Here is a 21051-nt window from a genome sequence, read left to right as displayed (position 1 = left end):
GATCATGTCACCGTGACGGTGGTGTTGCGTCAGGCCGCAGGGTCGGAATTACCCAAAAGCTGTACGCCGTTGATTTTCCACCCATTCTCAAGTGGAACCATTTGGTAATCGAGAATATGCACCTGGCCATCAATGTCGGTGATCATGACCTTTTGCCATAGCGATCCGCCCACGTCTCGCAGTTCCAGAAACCGCACTTCGGACGGGCGCCAGACCATCGGATATCCACGCTTCACCATCACGCCGAAATTCTCGGGCGTCTGGAACAGGCGCTGGATACCGGGGCTGGCATAGGTAAAGGCTGTGGCAAAGTCATCAGCCTCAAACGCCTGAATTTGGGCTGCGATGTTTTTTTCGATCTCATCGCTCTGGGCGAGTGCCCCCGACGCCAGACCGGCACAAAACGAAATAGCAAGCAATAAACGACGCATGGGGATTCCTCCTGAACCAAGGGTAGCCCCACGCGATGTCAGGTCAAATCAGACCAGTTCACCGGCCAATGCCTTGTTGATCAGGTCGATCGTTTCGCTCACGCCGTATAGCGCGATGAATCCACCAAATCGCGGCCCCTGCGAGGCGCCCAGCAGCACCTCATAAAGCGCTGTGAACCAACCGCGCATAGGGTCGAACCGCTCGCGCCCGATCGAGTAAACCACCGATTGCAGCGCCTCGTCTTCGATAGGACCGTCATAGGACTCCAAAGCAGCCTTCAACGCCTCAAGCGCCTCACGCTCCTGATCCGTCGGCGTACGGTGCTGACGTGTCGGTTTGACAAAGTCGTTGAAGTACCGCACCGCGAACCCGGCTGCCTGATCGAGGTCGGGATGACTCTCGGCTGTGGCCTCGGGCGCATAGCGGCGGATAAAGCCCCAAAGCGCCTCCTTGTCCTCGGCACCAGAAACCGACGCAAGGTTCAGTAGCATCGCGAAGGGCACGATCAAGGTCGACTCTGGAACATCACCGCCATGGATGTGCCAGACCGGGTTGTTCAACTGTGCCTTCAGGTCTTGCCCCGGATACGCACGCAACTGCTGGTGATACTCGTCATAGGCTTTCGGGATCACATCAAAATGCATCCGCTTGGCCGTCTTGGGCTTTTGATACATGAAATAGGCCAACGACTCGGTCGGCGCATAGGTGAGCCATTCGTCAATCGACACACCATTGCCAGAGGACTTGGATATCTTCTGACCGTTCTCATCCAGGAAAAGCTCATATGAGAAATGCTCGGGTGCGCGTCCGCCCAACGCGCGACAGATCCCATCGTAAATCTTTTCGTTGGTGGCGTGCTCCTTGCCATACATCTCGAAATCGACGCCCAACGCCGCCCAACGCGCACCGAAGTCCGGCTTCCACTGAAGCTTGACGTTGCCACCTGTTACAGGAACGGTCCATTCCTTGCCATCCTCGTCATCGAAGGTAACGGTATAGGTCTCGGCACAGACCTTTTTCATGGGCACGTACAGAACCCTACCCGTTTCCGGATGGATCGGCAGAAAGATCGAATAGGTTTGCTGCCGCTCTTCCCGCAGGCTTTTCAGCATGATGGCCATCACGTCATCATATTTCTCGACAGCGCGCTTCAGGATTTCGTCGAACTGACCGGACTCGTAGAACTCTTTGGCCGAGTAAAACTCATACTCGAAACCAAACGTGTCCAAGAACCGGCGCAGCATCGCGTTGTTATGCTCACCAAAGCTGGGATATTCGCCAAACGGATCAGGGACCGAGGTCAGCGGGCGCTGCAGGTGTTCTTCCAGCTTTTCAGGATTGGGCACGTTGCTGGGAACCTTGCGCATGCCGTCCAGATCGTCCGAGAAACAGATCAGCTTGGTCGGAATGTCGGACAGTGCCTCAAACGCGCGCTTGACCATCGTGGTCCGCGCCACCTCACCAAACGTTCCGATATGCGGCAATCCCGACGGGCCGTACCCTGTTTCAAACAGCACATATCCCTTTTCCGGAGCACCTTTCTGATAGCGTTTGAGCAACCGGCGCGCCTCTTCAAAAGGCCAGGCCTTGGACGACATCGCGGTTTCGCGCAGTTCAGACATATTTATTTGCTCCATCGGGAAAATCAGCGTCAGTCGCCGCATGCAACCGACCGGCCCCTCCTATTGTGCCGGTGCAGCATGAGTCAATAAAGCCCGCTGTTTTTCGTGATGGAATGGCTGTTTTACGCAGTCATCTGGTCCAGTTTCGCGGCCCAGATAAAGTCATTCTCGCTCAGGCCACCGATTTCATGCGTGGTCAGCTTGACGTCAACATAGCCCCAGCCAAAAGTTACATCCGGGTGATGCCCCTGCTGATCTGCCATCCACGCGCAGAGATTGGCCAGATAGGTCGCTTTGGCAAAACCCTTGAACGTGTAGTGACGGCTGAGCTCTTTGGCTTCTTCGTCCAGTCTCCAATCAGGCGCGAGTTCGGCCATATGCGTTTCGGCCTCGGCTTGGGTCAAAGCCGGAACGCCACCGGAACATGGCACACAGGTTCGGTCGGACAGGCTGCAGGTTTCTGCTGATTGTGGCATGACGGGTTCACTCCGCTGCGGTTGACTTGGGTGGGAACTTGTTTGGCAGCAATCCAAGGGATTGCGCCTGATGTACATCTGCCAGCAGGTCACGCTCGGCGGCTGCAAACAGCTCCTCGGGTGAGTTTAACACGAAGTACCCCATCTGGTGCATGTCGATCCGATACGGCGTGCGCAGTATAGTCAGAACATCGAACGGATCGCGGTCGGGAATATCGCTTTCTACGGCGTAGACAAGTTCCGTAGGCGATGACGCAAGCCCCGACCCCAGCGCCTTGATCTCACCATCCTGACGGCGCAGCCCGAATTCGATTGAGAACCAATAAAGCCGGATCAACCAGGCATAGTCTTTTTCGCTGGCCTGAACCCCCGCCTTTCCAATCGCATGGCTGAACGCCGCAAAGCGCGGATCGCTTAGCAACGGTGTATGACCGAAAATCTCATGAAAGATGTCGGGCTCTTCGATGTAATCGAAATCCTCACGCGAACGGATGAAGGACGCGGCGGGGAATACCCTGTCCGCCAGCATACCAAAGAAGGTCTTGAACCCGATCAGCGCCGGAACGGGCTGCACCCGCCAACCTGTCAGGTCCAAAAGCCGGTCCGAGATATCCGCGCAAGACGGCACTCGGGTCTTCGGCAAGTCTAGCCGTTCCAACCCGGCAAGATAGTCGCGGGCCATGTAACGCTGCACATTCTCTTGCTGCGCGGCGTAAAGATCAGCCCAAACGGCGTCTTCCTCGGCTGTATAGGTGATGTGGCCGCGTGCATCGGCCACTTTGGAAACATACTTGGTCGACTTTGGCATCACTTTTCCTCCGATCAGAAAGTATAGCCTGAAAACCCGGTGGTTTTCGTTTGAAACCTCAAAGAAGTTAGGTCATTTTGATATATATATTTCGCAAAGTCAGATTTCATGAAACACAATCTCCAAGCCGCTGATATTGCCATCCTGTGCCAGCTTCAGATTGATGGCCGATTGTCGATGCAAGAGCTTGCGGACCGTACCGGCCTATCTGCCTCGCAATGCTGGCGTCGCGTGCGCGATCTCGAAGCGTCTGGTGTGGTGTCCGGGTATACTGCGCAGGTACGAGCCAAATCCGTAGGTCTCGACGCTATCGCATATGTCCATGTCGCGCTGCGCGATCACCAAGAGGAAAGCATCACCGCATTTCTGCGACTTGTTGAGACAGAACCGCAGATCGTCGAATGCGCCTCAATCACCGGCGATCATGATTTCATTCTGAAGGTTTATGCCAAAACACCCGAAAACCTGGAACATTTCATCATGCAGCGTCTGCTGAAATCCGGTTTGGTGCGCGATACCCGCAGCAATTTCGTGCTGCGCCAGACCAAAACGAGGGGACCGTTGCCGATTCTCTGACCGGGTCGAGGGCAAAATCCGTTGAACCTGCCTGTCAGTCCACCTATCGTGCGGGTGCAGAAAAGCCCAAGCAGGACGACACCATGACCCAACAAGTAGCTCACCCAATGTCCCCACAGGATTGCCTTGTTGCGATCATGGTTGCGATCTCTGCGTCGGATGAAACAATCCGGACGGCTGAATTGGTCAAGATCGAAGGCGCAGTCAACATGCTGCCGGTTTTCGCGGAATATGATGCTGACCGTACGCGGCGCGTATCCCAAGTCGTGTTCGACCTTTTCGAACAGGAAGACGGCCTAGATGCCCTGTTCGGCCTGATCCGCGACAACCTGCCGGACCGGTTGCATGAAACGGCCTATGCGCTGGCCTGTGATGTCGCCGCGGCGGATGGGTCCCTGGCCGAGACCGAGCTGCGCCTTCTGGAAGAAATCCGCTACGAGTTGAACATCGATCGCCTGCACGCAGCGGCCATTGAACGCGGTGCCCGGGCGCGTCACACAACCTGAGATCAACTGCCCTGCAGCGATCCCCACCGTTCGATCAAGGCACGTTGCAGCTTGCGTGACCTGCGGTTCCAGCTGCGGGCACCGTCGGGACGTTCGCGCAGCGCGCGGGGGATCGTCGCACGGTGGCCGACATCGGCGGTAAATATTGCAAACGCCAGTTCCGATCCATCCGGAGCCGTCATGAACCCGCCCAGCCCTGACACGAAATTCAGTGTTCCGGTTTTGGCATCCACCTTGATTGGATGATCCCTGACCGGACGACCCTGACTGTCGACTAGGGCGAAACTTTTCAGCAGCGGTCGCAGTGCGCCGTCCTTTCGGGCAGCGACCAAAGCTGTCACCAGATCTTCGGGTGCCACGCGGGACGCATCGCCCAACCCCGAATGATCCACCATCGCAATCCCGGTCACACCGTAAGTTTCATTAGCCCATCGGTTCATCTCGGCCGCCGAATCCGCCAGGCTTTGAATGTCCGCCCCGCGCGCTCTGGACGCCGCCATGCCCACCATTTCTGCGGTGATATTGGTTGAGTATTTCAGCATCCCCCGCAGGATGCTTTCCAACGGATCACTCTGGTGGACAACCAAAACCTGCCCCTGGGGCGTTTCCCGCGTGATCTGGACACGTCCAAGAACAATCCCGTTAGACCGAGCCAGCGTCCGGAACACGTCCCCTGCATAAAGCGCAGGTTTGCGGACAGGCAGCCAGCGCGCGCCACCATTGCCCAACGCAGCGCGGGCGACTGTCCAGCGATCCTGCCGCGCGCTTGGCTGATAGGTGTAGATAGGCAAGTTACGCTTCTCAACACGCATCGCGGCCGTATCAACGGACGGTCTGTAGCGGGCAGTTCGGGCGTCCATGGTCACATCATACCCGTTGCCAGCCCGCTTCCACTCAAAATGGACTCGGTTGAAATTCAGCGAAATACCACTGATGGACGGGCTGTATCCCAGATGATCCGGCTGCCCCGGATCAATGCTGAACACATAGGGCAACGCGCCGTCATACACCTTGAACGCCCCGCGCACCTCGGTAATGCCGGCTTCACGCAGGTTCGCGGCCATGTTGGCAAGGTCATCGGTGTCCAATAACGGGTCCGCGCCACCCACCAGGATCAGATCCCCCTTCAACACCCCATTTTCAATGGGACCGTCAGCCATCAACGCGGTTTCAAATCGGTGGTCCGCACCCAGAACATCCAACGCATACAGCGCGGTCAAAGCTTTACCGACACTCGCGGGTGGCAAGCCCTGATTACCGCCAAACGCCTCAAGCTGTGCGCCGGTTTCTACATCGGCCACGGCAAAGACAACCTCGCCTCGTAACCTTGCGGCCTCAATAAGGCGCTCTGCCCCACTGGGCAGGTCGCCCCGCATCTGTGGCCGTAAGGAATGCAAAGGTGCATCAGCCAAAGCCTGACCCGACAGGACCGAGACCCCAAGACCTGTAAGAAACAGACGTCGCGAAATACGTTCAACCATGGGTCAATTAAAATCCCAGAGATCACAGGCGCACAACCATTGAATAAGATTATGCGCCGATAGGGGCTATTCGGGCAACACCCTGCCGCTCCAATCGCCGCGACTTCTGATCTCGGTCGAGCTGACATTGATCATCGGTGCGTTGATAAAACACCAAGCCGGAGCCTGCGCCCGCCCCAGCAAGTGCCGCGCCTGCCCGTCGATGCGATACTTTGCGTAAATCCGCGCTGCCGGAGACATCCTTGCGGAAATCCTGTCTCCCGGTCGCGCGACTACGCCCACGGGAACGCTGTCCATGATCAAACGCCAGTCTTTCCATTTGTGGAACTGCGCCAGATTGTCAGCCCCCATCAACCACACGAATTTCACGTGTGGGTAAAGGCGTCGCAACGCCGCCAGTGTGTCAGCGGTTGCCCGTGTCCCGGTTAAGGCCTCCAGGTCAGTGACTTCAACGCGCGGATGCCTCATCACCGTCTTGGCCGCATTGACCCGTCGCGCTAGCGGTGCCGGCCCATGTTCCTTCAAAGGATTGCCCGGCGACACCAGCCACCATACCCGATCCAGTCCAAACGCCTTCATCGCCTCAAGCGTGACATGCACATGCCCCGGATGCGGTGGATCAAATGACCCACCGAACAAACCCACAACCTGCCCGGACCGCGCATATGGAATAAAGCTTCGCAACATCCCCTGCTGATGTTCAGAACTGCGGGTCGTTGTCAATCAACAGGTTGCACCACATCGCCCAGCTTGACCCGTCCGGGCTGCACCACTTCGGCGCACCATCCCCCGTGCCCACGGACAGCGGAATAGGCACCCTTTCCCAGCGCCTCTTCCATCCGGCTGCAGGGCGCGCAGATGACGGTAAAGCGCAAAACCGCGTCGCCCACCCGTACCTCGCGCCCCTTGAGCGCCGACAGATTGATCCCCGATACCACCAGATTGCGCCGTAGAATGTCAGGCGCGACCGATCCTTGCCCCAGATACGAGCCAATCGCTGAAAGATGCTCTTGCTGGATCAGCGTCACCGCCCGCTTGCCCGCGCGGCCCCGGTCGCCGTCTAGCCCATTTGCAGTCAGGGTAAGCTCTTCAACTGCAGTCATGGGCGCGCGCCGATCTGGCCGCACACCGATCCATTCGATCCGTCCAGGCTGTGCCCAACCTGCGATCAATTCAGCCAATTCCGACAAATTATCCCCCTATTCCATGCCGCCAACCTAGCCGACACGTGTGAGCGGTAAAAATCACAAAACCTCCAGCTTGCCCCGCCCGCCCGGCTTGGATATCTAGCGTTTCAACCTGAATTCCCCGACCCAGAGGACGCGACATGGCCGCCTATCAATATGTCTACCACATGCAGGGTGTCTCGAAGACTTATCCCGGTGGCAAGAAGTGCTTTGAAAACATCCACCTGAGCTTTCTGCCCGGCGTGAAAATTGGTGTCGTCGGCGTCAACGGCGCGGGTAAGTCGACGCTGATGAAGATCATGGCGGGCCTCGACACCGACTACACGGGTGAGGCATGGGCGGCTGAGGGTGCAAAGGTCGGCTATCTGCCGCAGGAACCGCAGCTGGATGAATCCCTCACCGTTCGTGAAAACGTCATGCTGGGCGTGGCCGGGAAAAAGGCCAAGGTTGATCGCTTCAACGAAATCGCCATGGAGATCGCCGAGAATTATTCGGACGAGCTGATGGAGGAAATGACCACCCTGCAGGACGCGATCGACGCCGAGAACCTGTGGGACCTCGACAGTCAGATTGATGTCTCAATGGAGGCGCTGCGCTGCCCGCCCGACGACGCCAATGTCGAAACGCTGTCAGGCGGTGAAAAACGCCGCGTTGCGCTCTGCAAGCTGCTGTTGGAAGCGCCCGACATGCTGCTGCTCGACGAACCGACTAACCACCTGGACGCCGAGACCATCGCCTGGCTGCAACAGCACCTGATCGACTACAAGGGCACCATCCTGATCGTCACCCACGACCGCTATTTCCTGGATGACATCACCGGCTGGATTCTGGAACTCGACCGTGGCCGCGGCATTCCTTATGAGGGCAACTATTCCTCATGGCTGGAACAAAAAGCCAAACGGCTGGAGCAGGAAGCGCGTGAAGACAAGTCCAAGCAGAAAACCCTGCAGCGCGAGCTGGAATGGATGCGTCAGGGCCAGAAGGCCCGTCAGGCCAAATCCAAAGCCCGGATCAACGCCTATAACGATCTGGCCGAACAGTCCGAGCGCGAAAAGCTGACCCGCGCCCAGATCGTCATACCCAACGGCCAGCGCCTTGGCGGCAAGGTGATCGAGGTCGAGGGCTTGTCGAAACACATGGGCGACAAACAACTGATCGAAGGGCTGGACTTCGCCCTGCCCCCCGGCGGTATAGTTGGCGTCATCGGCCCCAACGGTGCCGGTAAATCGACGCTGTTCAAGATGCTCACCGGGCAGGAACAGCCCGACAGCGGCACCATCACGCTAGGCGATACGGTGCAGCTGTCCTATGTCGACCAGTCGCGCGACGACCTCAAGGACAACGACACCGTGTGGGAGGCGATCACAGGCGGCGCCGAGGTCATCCAACTGGGCGATGCACAGGTCAATTCCCGCGCCTATTGCTCATCCTTCAACTTCAAGGGCGGCGACCAGCAGAAGAAGGTCTCGCTGCTATCAGGTGGTGAGCGTAACCGCGTCCACATGGCCCGCCTGCTGAAAGAGGGCGGCAACGTGCTGCTGCTCGACGAACCAACCAATGATCTGGACGTCGAAACCCTGCGCGCACTGGAAGACGCCCTCGTCGATTTCGCCGGCTGCGCCGTGGTCATCAGCCACGACCGCTTTTTCCTCGACCGGATTTGCACGCATATTCTGGCCTTTGAGGGCGACGCGCATGTGGAGTGGTTCGAGGGCAATTTCGAAGATTACGAAGAGGACAAGAAGCGCAGGCTCGGCCCGGACGCACTGGAGCCCAAGCGGTTGAAACACAAGAAGTTTGCGCGGTGATCGGCTTTATCAAAGCCCGCAGGGAAAAATGGATGCGGAGCGTTCGAAAAAGGCTCGCGCCGCTGCAATTGCGGCGTCTGCTGCAAAATGCCCCGGAAAACTGCGTTATAGTCGCAAGCAATGGCCGGTCAGGCAGCACGATGACTTTCCTGGCTCTTTTAAAATCATTGAAAAAAATCAAGCCCAGAGCCGTGAAACACTCGAGCTTTGTCGCCCGCATGAATGACGCGACATTCCGTGCACCCTGCGTATACAAAACACATGACTTCCCCCAATCTTTGTCCTCTTGGCCGGAAAACACACGAGTCGTGTTCTGCTTTGGACCGGCCAAGGATTCCGCGTTTTCCGTCCATGCCGCGATGGAAGGATATGGTCCAGACTGGATCGAATCGCACTTCTATCACCTGCACGCCAATGGAACCTACGACGAACTGTTCGAGCGCGACGTGCTTCAGCAGGCGCGTCAAATCAAGGAATGGGTGACTTTCGAAGACGTTCCTGTTTTGTGTGTCCACTATGACGCGATTTGGGAATACCAGGATACCATCTCGCGCTTTACCGGGCTGGAGTTCAAACCGCCTGAACGACGGGACCGCGCACCCAAGGACATCCCGGCTGACCTGAAGGCAAAAGCAGATCGTGTGTATGACCCGATCGACGAGGTGATCGATCAGTTACCGCGCTGTTTTATTGCGTCCAAACGATACAGAACAACGGTTCAAGAGCTGCCTGTATCCGATTAAACGCCATTGCATGCGGCTTCCTGTCCTCGCGCTGAGCCCCCAAAAATGCGCGCGCAACGGTCTTTGGCTTGATCCGAAACGCGCCTGAAACACGCCGGGTATCACGCGTTGCGCCGCCCCCCCTTTTTGTTTTTGCCACAGCTTGCAAGCTTGGCAACGCGACCAAACTGTTTCAGTGTGCGTCTGTTGGCCAACACCACCGCAGACAGACAGCCAAAGGATCAAATTTGTGAGAGTACTTTTCTCCAAGGGCCTTGTTTTCATATCCAAACCGCGATGTGGCTCTACATCTATTCGTACACATCTTTGGCCCTACATTTCCAAGAAACACGGGGACTTTGCAGTCGACGTAGCCGGTCAGGTCAAAAATTTTCACCCCCACGATACGGCGCCCTATGTCAAAGCTAAGCTGGCAGAGCTGTACCCCCATCACCCAAAGCTCAAATTTTTCATGACCACCCGACATCCCGCCGACATGCTGTGGTCCTATTATCGGTTTTTCAAACCAGACTCCGACAGCAACTACAACTACCAGCCCACGTGGGATGAGAACTCCAAGATGGACTTCGAACACTGGATTCAATTCGGCTCGGTAGGCATGGACCCGGCTTGGCAAGAGCTTGCACCCAGTTGGATTTCTACCGACAACCTGTCCCCACTCAGCCTTGAAGCCCACGCCTTTGATCGCGCGGGCAACAACCATATCAACCGTCTGTTTCGGCTAGAAAATACAGAACAGTTGAACCGGTGGTTGTCACGTCAAATGGACGACCGAAGATTTCCTGCTTTAGCCGAAGCGATACAAACTCGTAGTTTGAAAGCGTTTTCTCGCGCCAGAAAAAATCAAAAACAGCTTCCGCATGTCAATCAGTCGGAAGGAGCTGAAAAAACAGAGAAGGACAAAAAACCACTAGTCCTTTCGGAAAACAGCCTAAGAGCGATCCGAAAGATGTTCCCGATGGAAAGCAAGATGTACAATATCTGAACCAGCCCTGCTACGATCGGCTGTTTGTTGCCCAGACTGCACTTCCGATAGACGCCACTTGCCCTGCGCCTTTACCAATGGCATAAGGACCGCGCTTACGTTTTTCTACTTCGACCTACTGTCTCCTTTATCGGCGCTCAGTCATTCGATCCAGACGACGACGCCGGGCTGCCGCAACCCCGTGGGCAGCATTAAAACAGGAGAAAACGGATATGCCCGCAGGCACCGTTAAATGGTTCAACACAACCAAAGGCTTTGGCTTCATCGCACCCGAAGAAGGTGGCAAGGACGTGTTTGTGCACATCTCAGCCGTCGAGCGTTCGGGCCTGACCGGTCTGGCCGACAACCAAAAAGTCACGTTCGAGCTGCGCTCGGGTCGTGACGGCCGCGAAAGCGCTGACAACATCGAGCTTGTATAAGCAGCTCTAAGGGCAGAGCATTCCTCTGCCCTATCCTGCCCTGACAGATTCACTGCATCGTTTTGCTGCCCGCAAGTGTGGCCGCGAGATGACATCAAATGCAGGTTACTTACTGCAGCGATTGACCTAATCGGCTATCCTCTCGACATTATGTCTAGGTTTATTCAGTTTTGTCGAAGAGAGCTGCCATGTTCACGCGTCGTACATTCCTGACAGCATCAGCCGCTGCCGGCCTTGTGCCCGGCATTGCAACGGCAAAGAACCAAGCTGTCGAATACGATCCCACGCCGCAATACGTGCGGATCAAGAAAGACTTTCTGCCGGGCCAGTTGCTTGTGGTGCCACGGTCCTTCTACCTTTACTTCGTGACCGAACCACGCAAGGCGATCCGCTACGGGTGTGGTGTCGGCAAAGCCGGGCTCGAGTTTACGGGCACCGCCACGATTGACGTCAAGAAAGAGTGGCCAACATGGCGCCCCACCGACGAGATGATTGAGCGTGAACCCGTTACCTATGCCCGTTTCAAGGATAACGACTATGTGCAGCCCGGCGGAAGCGACAACCCGCTCGGCGCACGGGCGCTGTATTTGTTTCAGAACGGGATCGACACTTATTTCCGCATTCATGGCACAACTCAACCGCAAACCATTGGGCGCGCTGCGTCAAACGGCTGTATCCGGATGCTGAATTCGCATGTGATAGATCTGTATGCGCGCGTGCCGATCGGCACGGTGGTCACGGTCGTCTGATCACTTCTGTGTCGCGCGCAAGGTCCAGCACATAGGGGCCAAGGGTTTCTACGATCAAGGCCACGCCTTGGGCGTTTGGATGGATGCCATCCGGTTGCATGAATTTCCGGGCGGCATCCGGATCGCCTTCGGCAGTCAATCCGGTGAAGAAACTTGGGGCATAGCCTGTTTCATAAGCTTCAGCCAATTCTGGGTACATCGCGTCAAACGCCTCTTTGTAATCGATCCCATAGTTTCCAGGCGCCTGCATACCGATCAGCAGAACCTCAACATCTGACGCATCGGCGGCCTGGATAATCGCCTCGAGATTGGCGCGCGACACCGCCGGGTCGATCCCCCGCAGCAAGTCGTTTCCACCCAGCGCAACGATCATTCCATCGACCTCGGAGGTCAGGGTCCAGCCTACCCGTGCTGCGCCCCCGGCAGTCGTATCACCGGACACCCCCGCATTGATCAAACGCACATCTTCACCCTGCGCCTGCAACCATCGCTCCAACTGAGGCACAAATCCGTCCTGTTGCGGCAGCCCGTACCCTTGTGTCAGCGAATCTCCCAAAGCGGCGATAACGACCTGCTCGGCTGTGGCTGCAATACCGCAGCACATAAACAGCACCGACATCAAAGCCTTGCGCAACATCAGAACTGCTCCATATCCCAAGTGATAACTCCCATTTGGACAGACCTATGACAACACCCGTTCTTTCGCTTCAAAATGCCGCTTTGTCGCTGGATGGCAATGCCGGGCGGGTGAATATCCTGCACGATATCACTTTGACGGTATCGCAAGGCGAAACACTGGGGCTGGTTGGGCCTTCGGGGTCAGGCAAATCCTCGCTGCTCATGCTGCTTGGCGGGTTGGAAAGGGCAACGGCGGGCGTGATCACCGCACTGGGCCACAACCTGACCGATATGGATGAAGACGCGCTGGCCCGCTTGCGTCGCGACGCGATGGGGGTCGTTTTCCAAAATTTCCACCTGATCCCGACGATGACGGCACTTGAAAATGTGGCCACGCCGCTGGAACTGGCCGGACATCGTGATGCGTTTGATCGGGCAGGCGCAGAGCTTGAAGCCGTTGGTCTGTCGCATCGCCGCGATCACTATCCGGCGCAACTTTCGGGGGGTGAACAACAACGGGTGGCCCTGGCGCGGGCTTCCGCGCCGCGGCCTCAGATTTTGCTGGCCGATGAACCAACCGGCAATCTGGACGAGACAACCGGTGCCGCCATCGTTGATTTGCTGTTCGATCTGCGCGACAGGCACGGCGCAACTCTGGTTTTAGTCACACATAGCCACAGTCTGGCACGCAAATGCGACCGGGTCGTTCGGCTAAGAGACGGAACCATTGCCGAAGACATCCAGCAAGAGGCCGCAGAATGAGCCTGCGGCTGGCCGCTCGTCTGGCGCGCCGCGAACTGCGGGGCGGCCTACCGGGCTTTCGGGTGTTTCTGGCTTGTCTGGCGCTTGGTGTTGCCGCCATTGCTGCCGTCGGATCGGTGCGTCAAGCCATCCAGGCCGGCCTGACCCAGGAAGGTGCGGCATTGCTGGGTGGCGACGCCCAAATGGAGTTCACGTACCGCTTCGCCAGTCAGGAAGAACGCGACTGGATGTCTCGGACCGCGACGGAAGTCTCCGAGGTGGTCGATTTCCGCTCGATGGCAGTGGTCCGGCGGGGCGAGGAACCCGAGCGCGCGCTAACACAGGTAAAATCAGTCGATGCGACCTATCCATTGTTGGGCCTACCCCGGCTTGACCCGGAACAGCCCTTATCCACCGCTTTGGATGGCGCGCAGGACTTGCCCGGCGCAGTCATGGACCCGGTGCTGATGGATCGGCTGGGCTTGTCCGTCGGAGACCGCTTTGCCCTTGGCACACAGGATTTCGTGCTGATGGCTGCCCTGATCCACGAGCCGGACGGTGCTGCAGATGGATTTGCCCTTGGGCCGCGCACATTGGTTCGAACGGAGGACTTGCGGGCATCTGGCCTGCTGGCACCGGGAACGTTGTTTTCCACCAAGTACCGTCTGGCACTGCCACCTGACACCAACTTGGACAACCTGTCAGCCGCCGCACGGCAGAGTTTCGACGGCACCGGCATGCGCTGGACCGACGCGCGCAATGGTGCACCGGGGATTGCCGAGTTTGTCGCCCGCCTAAGCGCTTTCCTGATTCTCGTGGGACTGTCCGGGCTGGCCGTCGGGGGTATTGGTGTTTCAGCCGCCGTCCGGGCCTATCTGGCGCAAAAGACCGAAACCATCGCGACGCTGCGAACCTTGGGGGCAGATCGCGCGACGATCTTTCAAACCTACATGATACAGATCGGTGTCCTGTCCGGCATCGGCATCCTTTTGGGACTTGTGCTGGGTGGTGTGCTTCCTGTTCTGCTGGCTCCGCTAATTGAGGCTCAATTGCCGGTGCCTGCGGTTTTTGCGCTTTACCTCCGACCGCTGGCCGAGGCGGCACTTTACGGAGCGTTGACAGCTTTTCTGTTCACGCTCTGGCCCCTCGCCCGCACAGAAGAAGTACGCGCAGCGACACTGTTCCGGGATGCGCTATCTTCGGCGCGCACCCTTCCTCGCATACAGTTCGTGTTGGCAACCGGCGTCGGGCTTGCGCTTCTGGTCGCATCAGCGGCATGGTTCAGCGGCTCGACCCGCTTGACACTCTGGACCAGCGGAGGGCTGGTGGGCGCTCTGCTTCTCTTGGCTTTGTCTGCCGTCGCGATCCGCAAACTGGCCCGCGTCAGCACCACCCCGGCACGCGGGCGACCCGCCCTGCGGTGGGCTTTGTCCGCTATATCTGACGCGCGTGAAGGGGCGGCCTCGGTCGTGTTGTCGCTAGGGTTGGGTCTTTCGGTTTTAGCTGCTGTTGGCCAGATCGACGGCACATTGCGCAACGCGATCTCGGGCAACTTGCCGGATGTGGCGCCGTCGTATTTCTTTGTCGATATCCAGAAGGACCAGATGCCCGGCTTTACCGAACGGCTGGACTCTGATCCCGCTGTCAGCCGTATCGAAAGCGCGCCGATGCTGCGCGGGATCATCACGCAGATCAACGGTCAGCCCGCGCGCGAGGTGGCAGGAGATCATTGGGTGCTGGATGGCGACCGGGGCGTGACCTACTCAGCCGCTCCGCCGAACAATACCCGGATCACGGCAGGGGAATGGTGGGCTGACGACTACGCGGGCGTGCCACAAATCAGTTTCGCGGCAGAAGAGGCCGAAGAAATGGGTCTGTCCCTTGACGACGAATTGACCGTGAACATCCTGGGTCGGGATATCACCGCGCAGATCACCTCCCTGCGCGAAGTTGATTTTTCAACCGCTGGCATGGGCTTTATCATGTCGATGAACCCGTCAGCCCTTGCAGGTGCCCCGCACAGTTTTATCGCCACTGTTTACGCCGAAGAGAATGCTGAGGCCGCCATCCTGCGTGATCTGGCCGGGCAGTTTCCGAACATCACCGCCATCCGGGTACGTGATGCGATTGACCGCGTTTCTGGTCTTCTGTCCGGATTGGCGGCAGCGACCTCTTACGGAGCAGGCATTTCGTTGCTGACCGGATTCTTGGTTCTGATCGGAGCCGCCGCCGCAGGAGAAAGCGCGCGTCGCTACGAATCCGCGATCCTCAAGACGCTGGGTGCAGACCGGCGACGTATCCTGTTCAGCTTTGCGCTGCGCTCGGTCCTTCTTGGTGCGGCAGCAGGCGGCGTTGCCCTGCTGACTGGTATAATCGGAGGTTGGGCCGTTGCCACCTATATCTTTGACACCGGGTTCGTTGTCATCTGGTCTTCGGCACTGGGCATTGTCCTTGCTGGCATCGCCGTGACCCTAGCCGCAGGCATTCTGTTTGCCCTGCGCCCCCTGGCGGTTCGCCCAGCCCGTATCCTACGCGCCACGGACTAGCGGACGCAGGCCACCGGTTGCAGGATCTGCAACAGCCGGTCATTGTCACAGACCAGCGCGTCCAGCGTAATTTCGTCCAGCGAGGCGTAGAAGACTTCGGCAGCATCCCGCAGAGCCACGCGCAGGCGGCAAGCATCCGTCAGCGGACAGGTGTTGCCGGCATCGGCAAAACATTCTGCAATCGGCAGGTTCCCCTCCACATGACGGAACACCGACCCGATACGAATCTGATCAGCAGGGCGCGCCAGAGACATGCCGCCGTTACGGCCGCGTTGGGTGCTAAGGTAGTTCAGCTGGCTTAGCTGGTTGATCACCTGCGCCAGATGGTTTTCCGAGATATTGCAGACATCCGCGATCTCGGCCTTTGTCACCAACCGATCCGGATGCGCAGCACAATACATCAACAGCCGCACTGCAATATTTGTCCGCTTGGTAATACGCATGATGCCCTCCCTCACTTCAGCGTAAGACCTTATTGCATGTCTGATAAAAAAGCGGTTTGACATACATCAATCGCATTTGAAGGACATGAGCCCATGGCTGACCCTTATTTCTTTGGCTACGGCAGCCTTGTGAACCTTTCGACCCATGATTTCCCCGATCCGCGCCCAGCCCGGTTGAAGGGATGGCGGCGCGCATGGCGCCACACGGATCTGCGCCCGGTGGCCTTCCTGACCGCAGTCCCGGATCCGAACTGTGAAATCGAAGGGATGATCGCCCATGTCCCCGGAAACGACTGGGCTGCTTTGGATGAACGGGAATGGGCCTATGACCGGGTGCCCGCCACGCAGTCGGTCACGCATCCCCTGACCCACAACGTTGAGATCGCCGTTTACGCAGTGCCGCACGAACGCCAAAACGACCCGACCAACCGCCATCCGCTGTTGCTCAGCTATATCGACGTCGTGGTGCAGGGATATCTGCGCGCCTTCGGAGAAGAGGGCGCAGATCGGTTCTTTGCCTCGACCGATGGGTGGGAGGCCCCAATTCTAAATGACCGAGCCGAACCGCGATACACACGCCACCAACGGCTGAAATCACACGAGACCGAGTTTGTAGACGACCGCCTGCACCGCCTTGCAGTCCGGTTCGTTCAGACGGCATGAAAAAGGCAGGACCCTTTGGCCCTGCCTTTCACGAATTCAGATGCGCCGTGATCAACCGCGTGCGCGGATCACCTGAAGCAGTGGCAGCAGAGTTGCCATTTCCGGCCCGCGTTCCATGCCAGTCAGCGCCTTGCGGAGTGGCATGAACAGCGCTTTTCCCTTGCGGCCGGTAGCCTCTTTCACCGCTTTCGTCCAAGTGCCCCAGGTTTCTGCATCGAACGGAACCTCCGGCAGCAAAGCGACGGCCTCAGCGATAAACTCGCGATCTTCATCGGCGATCAGAGGCTCGGCCCCGTCGCGGCACAGCTCCCACCAGCCTTTCAGGTCACCCAGAGTGGTGATGTTCTCACGCGCCATGGCCCAGAAGTCCTCGGCCAGCTCGTCCGGCACACCAGCCTTTGAAACCGCGTCGGCAACGTCCGCCAGTGGCAGGGATTGCAGATGCTTTGCCGTCAACGGGAAAAGGTCCTGCACGTCGAACTTTGTTGGTGCGGCACCGAACCGGCTGACGTCAAAGCCGTCGATCAATTCGGCCATGTCCGAGCGCAGCTCGACTGGGTCCGACGAGCCCAGACGCGCCATCAAGCTCAGCAAGGCCATCGGCTGAACACCCTGTTCGCGCAGGTCGCGCAGGGCCAAGGTGCCCAAACGTTTCGACAGCGCCTCACCCTGCGGGCCGGTCAGCAACGAATGGTGTGCGAAACGCGGGCATTTTCCGCCCAGCGCCTCGATGATCTGTATCTGCGTCGCGGTGTTGGTCACATGGTCCGAGCCGCGCACCACATCGGTCACGCCCATCTCGGTGTCGTCCACGACCGAGGCAATCGTATAAAGAACTTGGCCATCACCCCGGATCAGGACGGGATCAGAGACGGATGCCGCATCAATCGAAATATCCCCCAGGATACTGTCAGTCCACTCGATCCGCTCATGATCCAGCTTGAAACGCCACACGCCATTGCCACGCTCGGCGCGCAGGGCTTCTTTCTCGGTCTCCGACAGGTTCAACGCGGCCCGGTCATAGACCGGCGGCTTACCCATATTCAGCTGCTTTTTCCGCTTGAGGTCCAATTCGGTCGGCGTCTCAAACGCCTCATAGAACCGGCCCATTTCGCGCAGCTTGTCAGCCGCTTCGGCGTACCGATCAAGACGCTCTGACTGACGCTCCACCCGGTCCCAATGCAGGCCCAGCCACTCCAGATCCTGCTTGATCGCGTCGACATATTCCTCTTTCGACCGCTCGGGATCAGTGTCGTCGATACGCAGAATGAACGTACCGCCAGCCTTGCGGGCGATCAGATAGTTCATGAGGGCAGTGCGTAGGTTGCCCACATGGATAAAGCCGGTGGGCGAAGGGGCGAAACGGGTCGTGGTCATGGAGCTCTCCTGTTGGCGCGGCTCTTGTCACAGGATTGACCAATTGTCCAGTAAAGGCATTCAGGTTGGCAGCACGAGCAAATACAAACACGCTTTGTTCATTAACGCAGACCAGATCGCCTGCCTATAATCTGGCAAGAGACTTGCGCCGACCTACCTCACCCAAAGTACACTGACAGGGAGAAGCAAAATGACCATCAAACTAACCCGTCGCGCGGCACTTGGTTCCGCAGCAGCCTTGCCGTTTGCCGCAGCGGCGTCACCGTTGTTGGCCGAAGGCGTTGAGACCAAAGCCAATTCGACCATCGCCAAATCCTTTAAATTGGGGGAGTTCACTGTCACGACGCTGCTTGACGGTAGCCTGCCCCGCGACGGTGCCAAGGACATCTTTGGCGGCGGCGCATCGGATGAGGATTTTGCCAGGGTCTCGGCCGAAAACTTCATCTCGCCTGATGTGGCGCAGTTTTTCTTTACCCCAACGCTGGTCAATACCGGGTCCGAGCTTGTTTTGTTCGACACCGGCCTCGGACAAGGCGGTATTCAGGCCGCGCTGGCCGATGCCGGCGTAACCCCAGACCAGATCGACGTCGTTGTCATCACCCATATGCACCCCGACCATATCGGCGGCATGACAACCAATGACGCGCCGACCTTCCCAAATGCCCGCTATGTCACCGCGTCGCCCGAGTATGACTTCTGGTCTGCACAAGACGCTGGCAATCGCGTCGGTGATCTGGTCGCTGCCAAAGTGACCCCGCTGGCCGAGAAGATGAGCTTTCTCGGGGACGGTGGCGAGGTGACTTCCGGCATCACTGCGGTCGCCGCATACGGGCACACGCCGGGGCATACGGTTTACCATCTGGAAAGCAACGGCCAGCGCCTAATACTGACAGCGGATCTGGCGAACCATTATGTCTGGTCCTTCGCTCACCCGGAATGGGAGGTTGTTTTTGACATGGACAAAGCGGCGGCCACCGCATCGCGACGCAACGTGCTGGGTATGCTGGCCGCCGACAAGGTGCCGATGATCGGCTATCACATGCCTTTTCCGGCGGCAGGCTTTGTTGAAACCCGTGGGGACGGGTTCCGCTTTGTTCCGGTCAGCTATCAGATGATGGGCTGATCTTTCAGTACCCGGGGTCCGGTCGCACTTTGGAGCCATCCGTGAAACGGGACAGGCGAAAAGCGGCCGGATCGACACACGGCGTGGTCTCCGCGACCAGATCGGCCATCAGGCGACCCGCTGCCGGACCGATACCAAACCCATGACCCGAAAATCCGGTGGCGATGTACATGCCCGGCATATCATCTACGCCCGAGATCACCGGGACTGCATCCGGGGTCACATCAATCATACCCGCCCAGCTTTGAATGATTTCGGCTTTCTCCAGCGATGGAAACCCTTTGCGCGCTTTTGCCCAGGCGCGCCGCAGCACCTTGGCGGACGGTTCTGGATCAAGAATCCGACATTTTTCAAACGGAGTTACATCGGTGGGCAGCCAGCTTCGATCCTCGCGCGCTTCGACGCGCCACCGGTGCGACAGACGAAAGCGCAGAGAACGCCATTCCTGCGCAAAGGCGGGCAGGAATGGCCGGAGCAGCCGAAAACTATCAGGTACGATGTCGACGGTATTCTCGTGCCCAGACGCGATTGAGTATCCTCCATCCGCGCGTTTTCGCAGAGCAAACGCGTCAGCCCAAAGCGCAGTGTCCGGCCCATCAACCGGCGAAGTCCTTAGCACCGTATTCAGAACCTTAAGCTGCGGCAGCTCAATCCCGGCGTTTCCTGCAAAAAGTCGGGACCAGGCACCGCCAGCCAGAACCACATAGTTACATGCAACACGACCGCGCTCGGTAAAGACACCAGAGATATGGTTGCCGTCAAACTCGACACTTCGCACAGCGCAATTGGTCATCAGCACGGTGCCCCTGTCCCGCGCGGCTTCGGCGATCGCGGGGGCCGCCCATTGCGGCTCGGCCCGCCCGTCTTGCGGCATGTAGAGGGCGCAGTCAAAATCCGTTTGATTGCCGGGTAAAAGCGCGTTCAAATCCGCCCAGTCCACCAACATCGCACCAGTCTGTAATCCGTCGACGTGCTGCAGCCAGCGTTCCAGTTGACCTCGGCTTCGCTTGCCGGATACGCCGAAAAGGATACCAGACCGCGTATACCCAGTCTTCCGGCCGATGCGCTGATCCAGCCCCTGCCACAGGCGCAGCGCCTCGACCATAAGCGGGATTTCCCTTGGGTCGCGCATTCCAAGCCGTACCCATCCCCAGTTGCGTGCGCTTTGCTCACCTGCGATCTGGCCTTTTTCACATAGCAGCACGGATGCGCCACGTTCAGACAATTCAAGGGCTGTCGACGCGCCTATGATACCGCCGCCAATGACGACGACGTCCACGGCTTTGGGCAGGTGCAAATCGGGTTCTACATGGGTTGGCTTTGGGCCGGGCATCAACTGCTCTTACGTCATGGCTCGAACCGCCATGAATGCGCGAAGCGCTTCCATAGGCAACATGCCTTATGCCGCAGGATCAAAGAATTTTTTTAAGCTGTGGCGAACACGCCAAAGGGCGCGACATTGCGCGCCGATACACCCCGAATAAACCGAAGCTTAAGCTGCGCCGCGCAGCTCGGCCAATTTCTGAAGTATTGCCGCCCCTAGACCGGTTTCTTTGGGTTCTGCTTTCTCATCTATTTCCGCCTGCTTGGGCAGTTCAGGAAAGCTGAGCTGTGCTTTCGCGGGTTCAGCCTCGGGCTCGGGGTCTTCGGGCTCTTCCTCACGCAGAAGATCCGAAATCGCAGCATCCACCTTCGCCTCGTCCAGAGCCTTTCCCTCGGTCTCCATGGACTTGTACCTTAAAGGCGGG

At 58.2% G+C, this 21051-nt stretch carries 24 protein-coding genes; 12 read left to right on the top strand and 12 right to left on the bottom strand.

Annotation, left to right across the window (positions count from 1 at the left end):
* Positions 1 to 29: 29 nt before the first annotated feature.
* From AVO44_RS14710 to phhA, 4 genes are all read right to left on the bottom strand, one after another.
* A complete protein-coding gene (locus tag AVO44_RS14710) occupies positions 30 to 431 on the bottom strand; it encodes a DUF4864 domain-containing protein (protein WP_068338271.1) in 402 nt (133 codons plus the stop codon).
* Between the two features lie 48 nt (positions 432 to 479).
* Complete coding sequence (locus tag AVO44_RS14705; protein ID WP_068338371.1) at positions 480 to 2054, bottom strand: lysine--tRNA ligase; 1575 nt, start codon at positions 2052 to 2054, stop codon at positions 480 to 482.
* 122 nt (positions 2055 to 2176) lie between these two features.
* Positions 2177 to 2530, bottom strand: coding sequence for a 4a-hydroxytetrahydrobiopterin dehydratase (locus AVO44_RS14700; protein ID WP_068338268.1), 354 nt, complete (start codon positions 2528 to 2530; stop codon positions 2177 to 2179).
* Positions 2531 to 2537: 7 nt separating this feature from the next.
* Positions 2538 to 3338 (bottom strand): phenylalanine 4-monooxygenase, encoded by an 801-nt coding sequence (gene phhA / locus AVO44_RS14695; protein ID WP_068338266.1) that lies wholly within the window; start codon positions 3336 to 3338, stop codon positions 2538 to 2540.
* A 108-nt stretch (positions 3339 to 3446) separates the two neighbouring features.
* Between phhA and AVO44_RS14690 the strand changes: the two genes are divergently transcribed.
* Positions 3447 to 3914: an Lrp/AsnC family transcriptional regulator gene (locus tag AVO44_RS14690; protein ID WP_068338265.1), complete on the top strand. Its 468-nt coding sequence runs from the start codon at positions 3447 to 3449 to the stop codon at positions 3912 to 3914.
* Between the two features lie 83 nt (positions 3915 to 3997).
* On the top strand, positions 3998 to 4420 hold the full coding sequence (locus AVO44_RS14685; RefSeq protein ID WP_068338262.1) for a tellurite resistance TerB family protein: 423 nt from the start codon (positions 3998 to 4000) through the stop codon (positions 4418 to 4420).
* A 2-nt stretch (positions 4421 to 4422) separates the two neighbouring features.
* On the opposite strand, the gene dacB is transcribed toward AVO44_RS14685, so the two are convergent.
* The 3 genes from dacB to AVO44_RS14670 all read right to left on the bottom strand — a co-directional run bounded on the left by dacB (position 4423) and on the right by AVO44_RS14670 (position 7091).
* On the bottom strand, positions 4423 to 5901 hold the full coding sequence (dacB, locus tag AVO44_RS14680; RefSeq protein WP_068338261.1) for a D-alanyl-D-alanine carboxypeptidase/D-alanyl-D-alanine endopeptidase: 1479 nt from the start codon (positions 5899 to 5901) through the stop codon (positions 4423 to 4425).
* A 66-nt stretch (positions 5902 to 5967) separates the two neighbouring features.
* A complete protein-coding gene (locus AVO44_RS14675; RefSeq protein ID WP_068338259.1) occupies positions 5968 to 6588 on the bottom strand; it encodes a nicotinate-nucleotide adenylyltransferase in 621 nt (206 codons plus the stop codon).
* Between the two features lie 32 nt (positions 6589 to 6620).
* A complete protein-coding gene (locus AVO44_RS14670) occupies positions 6621 to 7091 on the bottom strand; it encodes an MOSC domain-containing protein (RefSeq protein ID WP_068338257.1) in 471 nt (156 codons plus the stop codon).
* Between the two features lie 137 nt (positions 7092 to 7228).
* Here AVO44_RS14670 and ettA point away from each other — a divergent pair, with 137 nt between their 5' ends.
* The 6 genes from ettA to AVO44_RS14645 all read left to right on the top strand — a co-directional run bounded on the left by ettA (position 7229) and on the right by AVO44_RS14645 (position 11792).
* On the top strand, positions 7229 to 8896 hold the full coding sequence (ettA, locus tag AVO44_RS14665; protein ID WP_068338255.1) for an energy-dependent translational throttle protein EttA: 1668 nt from the start codon (positions 7229 to 7231) through the stop codon (positions 8894 to 8896).
* 28 nt (positions 8897 to 8924) lie between these two features.
* Positions 8925 to 9122, top strand: a complete 198-nt coding sequence (locus AVO44_RS21080; protein WP_157769988.1) for a hypothetical protein — start codon at positions 8925 to 8927, stop codon at positions 9120 to 9122.
* Complete coding sequence (locus AVO44_RS14660; RefSeq protein ID WP_157769987.1) at positions 9115 to 9639, top strand: hypothetical protein; 525 nt, start codon at positions 9115 to 9117, stop codon at positions 9637 to 9639. The genes AVO44_RS21080 and AVO44_RS14660 overlap by 8 nt, the downstream gene beginning before the upstream one ends.
* Before the next feature lie 451 nt (positions 9640 to 10090).
* The gene (locus AVO44_RS14655; protein ID WP_068338251.1) at positions 10091 to 10624 is read left to right on the top strand and encodes a hypothetical protein; all 534 of its coding nucleotides are present in this window, start codon (positions 10091 to 10093) and stop codon (positions 10622 to 10624) included.
* Between the two features lie 212 nt (positions 10625 to 10836).
* On the top strand, positions 10837 to 11043 hold the full coding sequence (locus AVO44_RS14650) for a cold-shock protein (RefSeq protein ID WP_068338249.1): 207 nt from the start codon (positions 10837 to 10839) through the stop codon (positions 11041 to 11043).
* A gap of 188 nt (positions 11044 to 11231) precedes the next feature.
* Positions 11232 to 11792 (top strand): L,D-transpeptidase, encoded by a 561-nt coding sequence (locus tag AVO44_RS14645; protein WP_068338248.1) that lies wholly within the window; start codon positions 11232 to 11234, stop codon positions 11790 to 11792.
* On the opposite strand, the gene AVO44_RS14640 is transcribed toward AVO44_RS14645, so the two are convergent.
* On the bottom strand, positions 11779 to 12429 hold the full coding sequence (locus AVO44_RS14640; protein ID WP_068338245.1) for an arylesterase: 651 nt from the start codon (positions 12427 to 12429) through the stop codon (positions 11779 to 11781). The two genes, AVO44_RS14645 and AVO44_RS14640, sit on opposite strands and share 14 nt — an antisense overlap.
* Positions 12430 to 12476: 47 nt before the next feature.
* Between AVO44_RS14640 and AVO44_RS14635 the strand changes: the two genes are divergently transcribed.
* Both AVO44_RS14635 and AVO44_RS14630 read left to right on the top strand, forming a co-directional pair.
* On the top strand, positions 12477 to 13172 hold the full coding sequence (locus tag AVO44_RS14635) for an ABC transporter ATP-binding protein (protein ID WP_068338243.1): 696 nt from the start codon (positions 12477 to 12479) through the stop codon (positions 13170 to 13172).
* Positions 13169 to 15697, top strand: coding sequence for an ABC transporter permease (locus AVO44_RS14630; RefSeq protein ID WP_068338241.1), 2529 nt, complete (start codon positions 13169 to 13171; stop codon positions 15695 to 15697). The genes AVO44_RS14635 and AVO44_RS14630 overlap by 4 nt, the downstream gene beginning before the upstream one ends.
* On the opposite strand, the gene AVO44_RS14625 is transcribed toward AVO44_RS14630, so the two are convergent.
* Positions 15694 to 16140 (bottom strand): RrF2 family transcriptional regulator, encoded by a 447-nt coding sequence (locus tag AVO44_RS14625; protein WP_068338239.1) that lies wholly within the window; start codon positions 16138 to 16140, stop codon positions 15694 to 15696. The two genes, AVO44_RS14630 and AVO44_RS14625, sit on opposite strands and share 4 nt — an antisense overlap.
* Before the next feature lie 93 nt (positions 16141 to 16233).
* Here AVO44_RS14625 and AVO44_RS14620 point away from each other — a divergent pair, with 93 nt between their 5' ends.
* Positions 16234 to 16803, top strand: coding sequence for a gamma-glutamylcyclotransferase family protein (locus AVO44_RS14620; RefSeq protein ID WP_068338237.1), 570 nt, complete (start codon positions 16234 to 16236; stop codon positions 16801 to 16803).
* Positions 16804 to 16854: 51 nt separating this feature from the next.
* Here the strand turns inward: AVO44_RS14620 and gltX are convergent, their stop codons facing one another.
* Complete coding sequence (gene gltX / locus AVO44_RS14615) at positions 16855 to 18180, bottom strand: glutamate--tRNA ligase (protein ID WP_068338235.1); 1326 nt, start codon at positions 18178 to 18180, stop codon at positions 16855 to 16857.
* A gap of 190 nt (positions 18181 to 18370) precedes the next feature.
* Here gltX and AVO44_RS14610 point away from each other — a divergent pair, with 190 nt between their 5' ends.
* Complete coding sequence (locus tag AVO44_RS14610) at positions 18371 to 19303, top strand: MBL fold metallo-hydrolase (RefSeq protein ID WP_068338234.1); 933 nt, start codon at positions 18371 to 18373, stop codon at positions 19301 to 19303.
* A 4-nt stretch (positions 19304 to 19307) separates the two neighbouring features.
* On the opposite strand, the gene AVO44_RS14605 is transcribed toward AVO44_RS14610, so the two are convergent.
* Positions 19308 to 20636 (bottom strand): NAD(P)/FAD-dependent oxidoreductase, encoded by a 1329-nt coding sequence (locus AVO44_RS14605; protein WP_068338232.1) that lies wholly within the window; start codon positions 20634 to 20636, stop codon positions 19308 to 19310.
* Positions 20637 to 20795: 159 nt separating this feature from the next.
* The gene (locus AVO44_RS14600) at positions 20796 to 21029 is read right to left on the bottom strand and encodes a hypothetical protein (protein ID WP_068338230.1); all 234 of its coding nucleotides are present in this window, start codon (positions 21027 to 21029) and stop codon (positions 20796 to 20798) included.
* Positions 21030 to 21051: the final 22 nt, after the last annotated feature.

It is taken from the genome of Ruegeria profundi (assembly GCF_001507545.1).
GTDB classification, from domain to species: domain Bacteria; phylum Pseudomonadota; class Alphaproteobacteria; order Rhodobacterales; family Rhodobacteraceae; genus Ruegeria; species Ruegeria profundi.
This window is presented reverse-complemented; position numbering and strand designations above follow the sequence as displayed.

Excerpts from the sequence above, each read along its gene's own strand:
- AVO44_RS14710 (WP_068338271.1), bottom strand. The coding sequence starts at position 431 with ATGCGTCGTTTATTGCTTGCTATTTCGTTTTGTGCCGGTCTGGCGTCG.
- AVO44_RS14705 (WP_068338371.1), bottom strand. The coding sequence starts at position 2,054 with ATGTCTGAACTGCGCGAAACCGCGATGTCGTCCAAGGCCTGGCCTTTT.
- AVO44_RS14700 (WP_068338268.1), bottom strand. The coding sequence starts at position 2,530 with ATGCCACAATCAGCAGAAACCTGCAGCCTGTCCGACCGAACCTGTGTG.
- phhA (WP_068338266.1), bottom strand. The coding sequence starts at position 3,338 with ATGCCAAAGTCGACCAAGTATGTTTCCAAAGTGGCCGATGCACGCGGC.
- AVO44_RS14690 (WP_068338265.1), top strand. The coding sequence starts at position 3,447 with ATGAAACACAATCTCCAAGCCGCTGATATTGCCATCCTGTGCCAGCTT.
- AVO44_RS14685 (WP_068338262.1), top strand. The coding sequence starts at position 3,998 with ATGACCCAACAAGTAGCTCACCCAATGTCCCCACAGGATTGCCTTGTT.
- dacB (WP_068338261.1), bottom strand. The coding sequence starts at position 5,901 with ATGGTTGAACGTATTTCGCGACGTCTGTTTCTTACAGGTCTTGGGGTC.
- AVO44_RS14675 (WP_068338259.1), bottom strand. The coding sequence starts at position 6,588 with ATGTTGCGAAGCTTTATTCCATATGCGCGGTCCGGGCAGGTTGTGGGT.
- ettA (WP_068338255.1), top strand. The coding sequence starts at position 7,229 with ATGGCCGCCTATCAATATGTCTACCACATGCAGGGTGTCTCGAAGACT.
- AVO44_RS21080 (WP_157769988.1), top strand. The coding sequence starts at position 8,925 with ATGGATGCGGAGCGTTCGAAAAAGGCTCGCGCCGCTGCAATTGCGGCG.
- AVO44_RS14660 (WP_157769987.1), top strand. The coding sequence starts at position 9,115 with ATGAATGACGCGACATTCCGTGCACCCTGCGTATACAAAACACATGAC.
- AVO44_RS14655 (WP_068338251.1), top strand. The coding sequence starts at position 10,091 with ATGACCACCCGACATCCCGCCGACATGCTGTGGTCCTATTATCGGTTT.
- AVO44_RS14650 (WP_068338249.1), top strand. The coding sequence starts at position 10,837 with ATGCCCGCAGGCACCGTTAAATGGTTCAACACAACCAAAGGCTTTGGC.
- AVO44_RS14645 (WP_068338248.1), top strand. The coding sequence starts at position 11,232 with ATGTTCACGCGTCGTACATTCCTGACAGCATCAGCCGCTGCCGGCCTT.
- AVO44_RS14640 (WP_068338245.1), bottom strand. The coding sequence starts at position 12,429 with ATGTTGCGCAAGGCTTTGATGTCGGTGCTGTTTATGTGCTGCGGTATT.
- AVO44_RS14635 (WP_068338243.1), top strand. The coding sequence starts at position 12,477 with ATGACAACACCCGTTCTTTCGCTTCAAAATGCCGCTTTGTCGCTGGAT.
- AVO44_RS14630 (WP_068338241.1), top strand. The coding sequence starts at position 13,169 with ATGAGCCTGCGGCTGGCCGCTCGTCTGGCGCGCCGCGAACTGCGGGGC.
- AVO44_RS14625 (WP_068338239.1), bottom strand. The coding sequence starts at position 16,140 with ATGCGTATTACCAAGCGGACAAATATTGCAGTGCGGCTGTTGATGTAT.
- AVO44_RS14620 (WP_068338237.1), top strand. The coding sequence starts at position 16,234 with ATGGCTGACCCTTATTTCTTTGGCTACGGCAGCCTTGTGAACCTTTCG.
- gltX (WP_068338235.1), bottom strand. The coding sequence starts at position 18,180 with ATGACCACGACCCGTTTCGCCCCTTCGCCCACCGGCTTTATCCATGTG.
- AVO44_RS14610 (WP_068338234.1), top strand. The coding sequence starts at position 18,371 with ATGACCATCAAACTAACCCGTCGCGCGGCACTTGGTTCCGCAGCAGCC.
- AVO44_RS14605 (WP_068338232.1), bottom strand. The coding sequence starts at position 20,636 with ATGCCCGGCCCAAAGCCAACCCATGTAGAACCCGATTTGCACCTGCCC.
- AVO44_RS14600 (WP_068338230.1), bottom strand. The coding sequence starts at position 21,029 with ATGGAGACCGAGGGAAAGGCTCTGGACGAGGCGAAGGTGGATGCTGCG.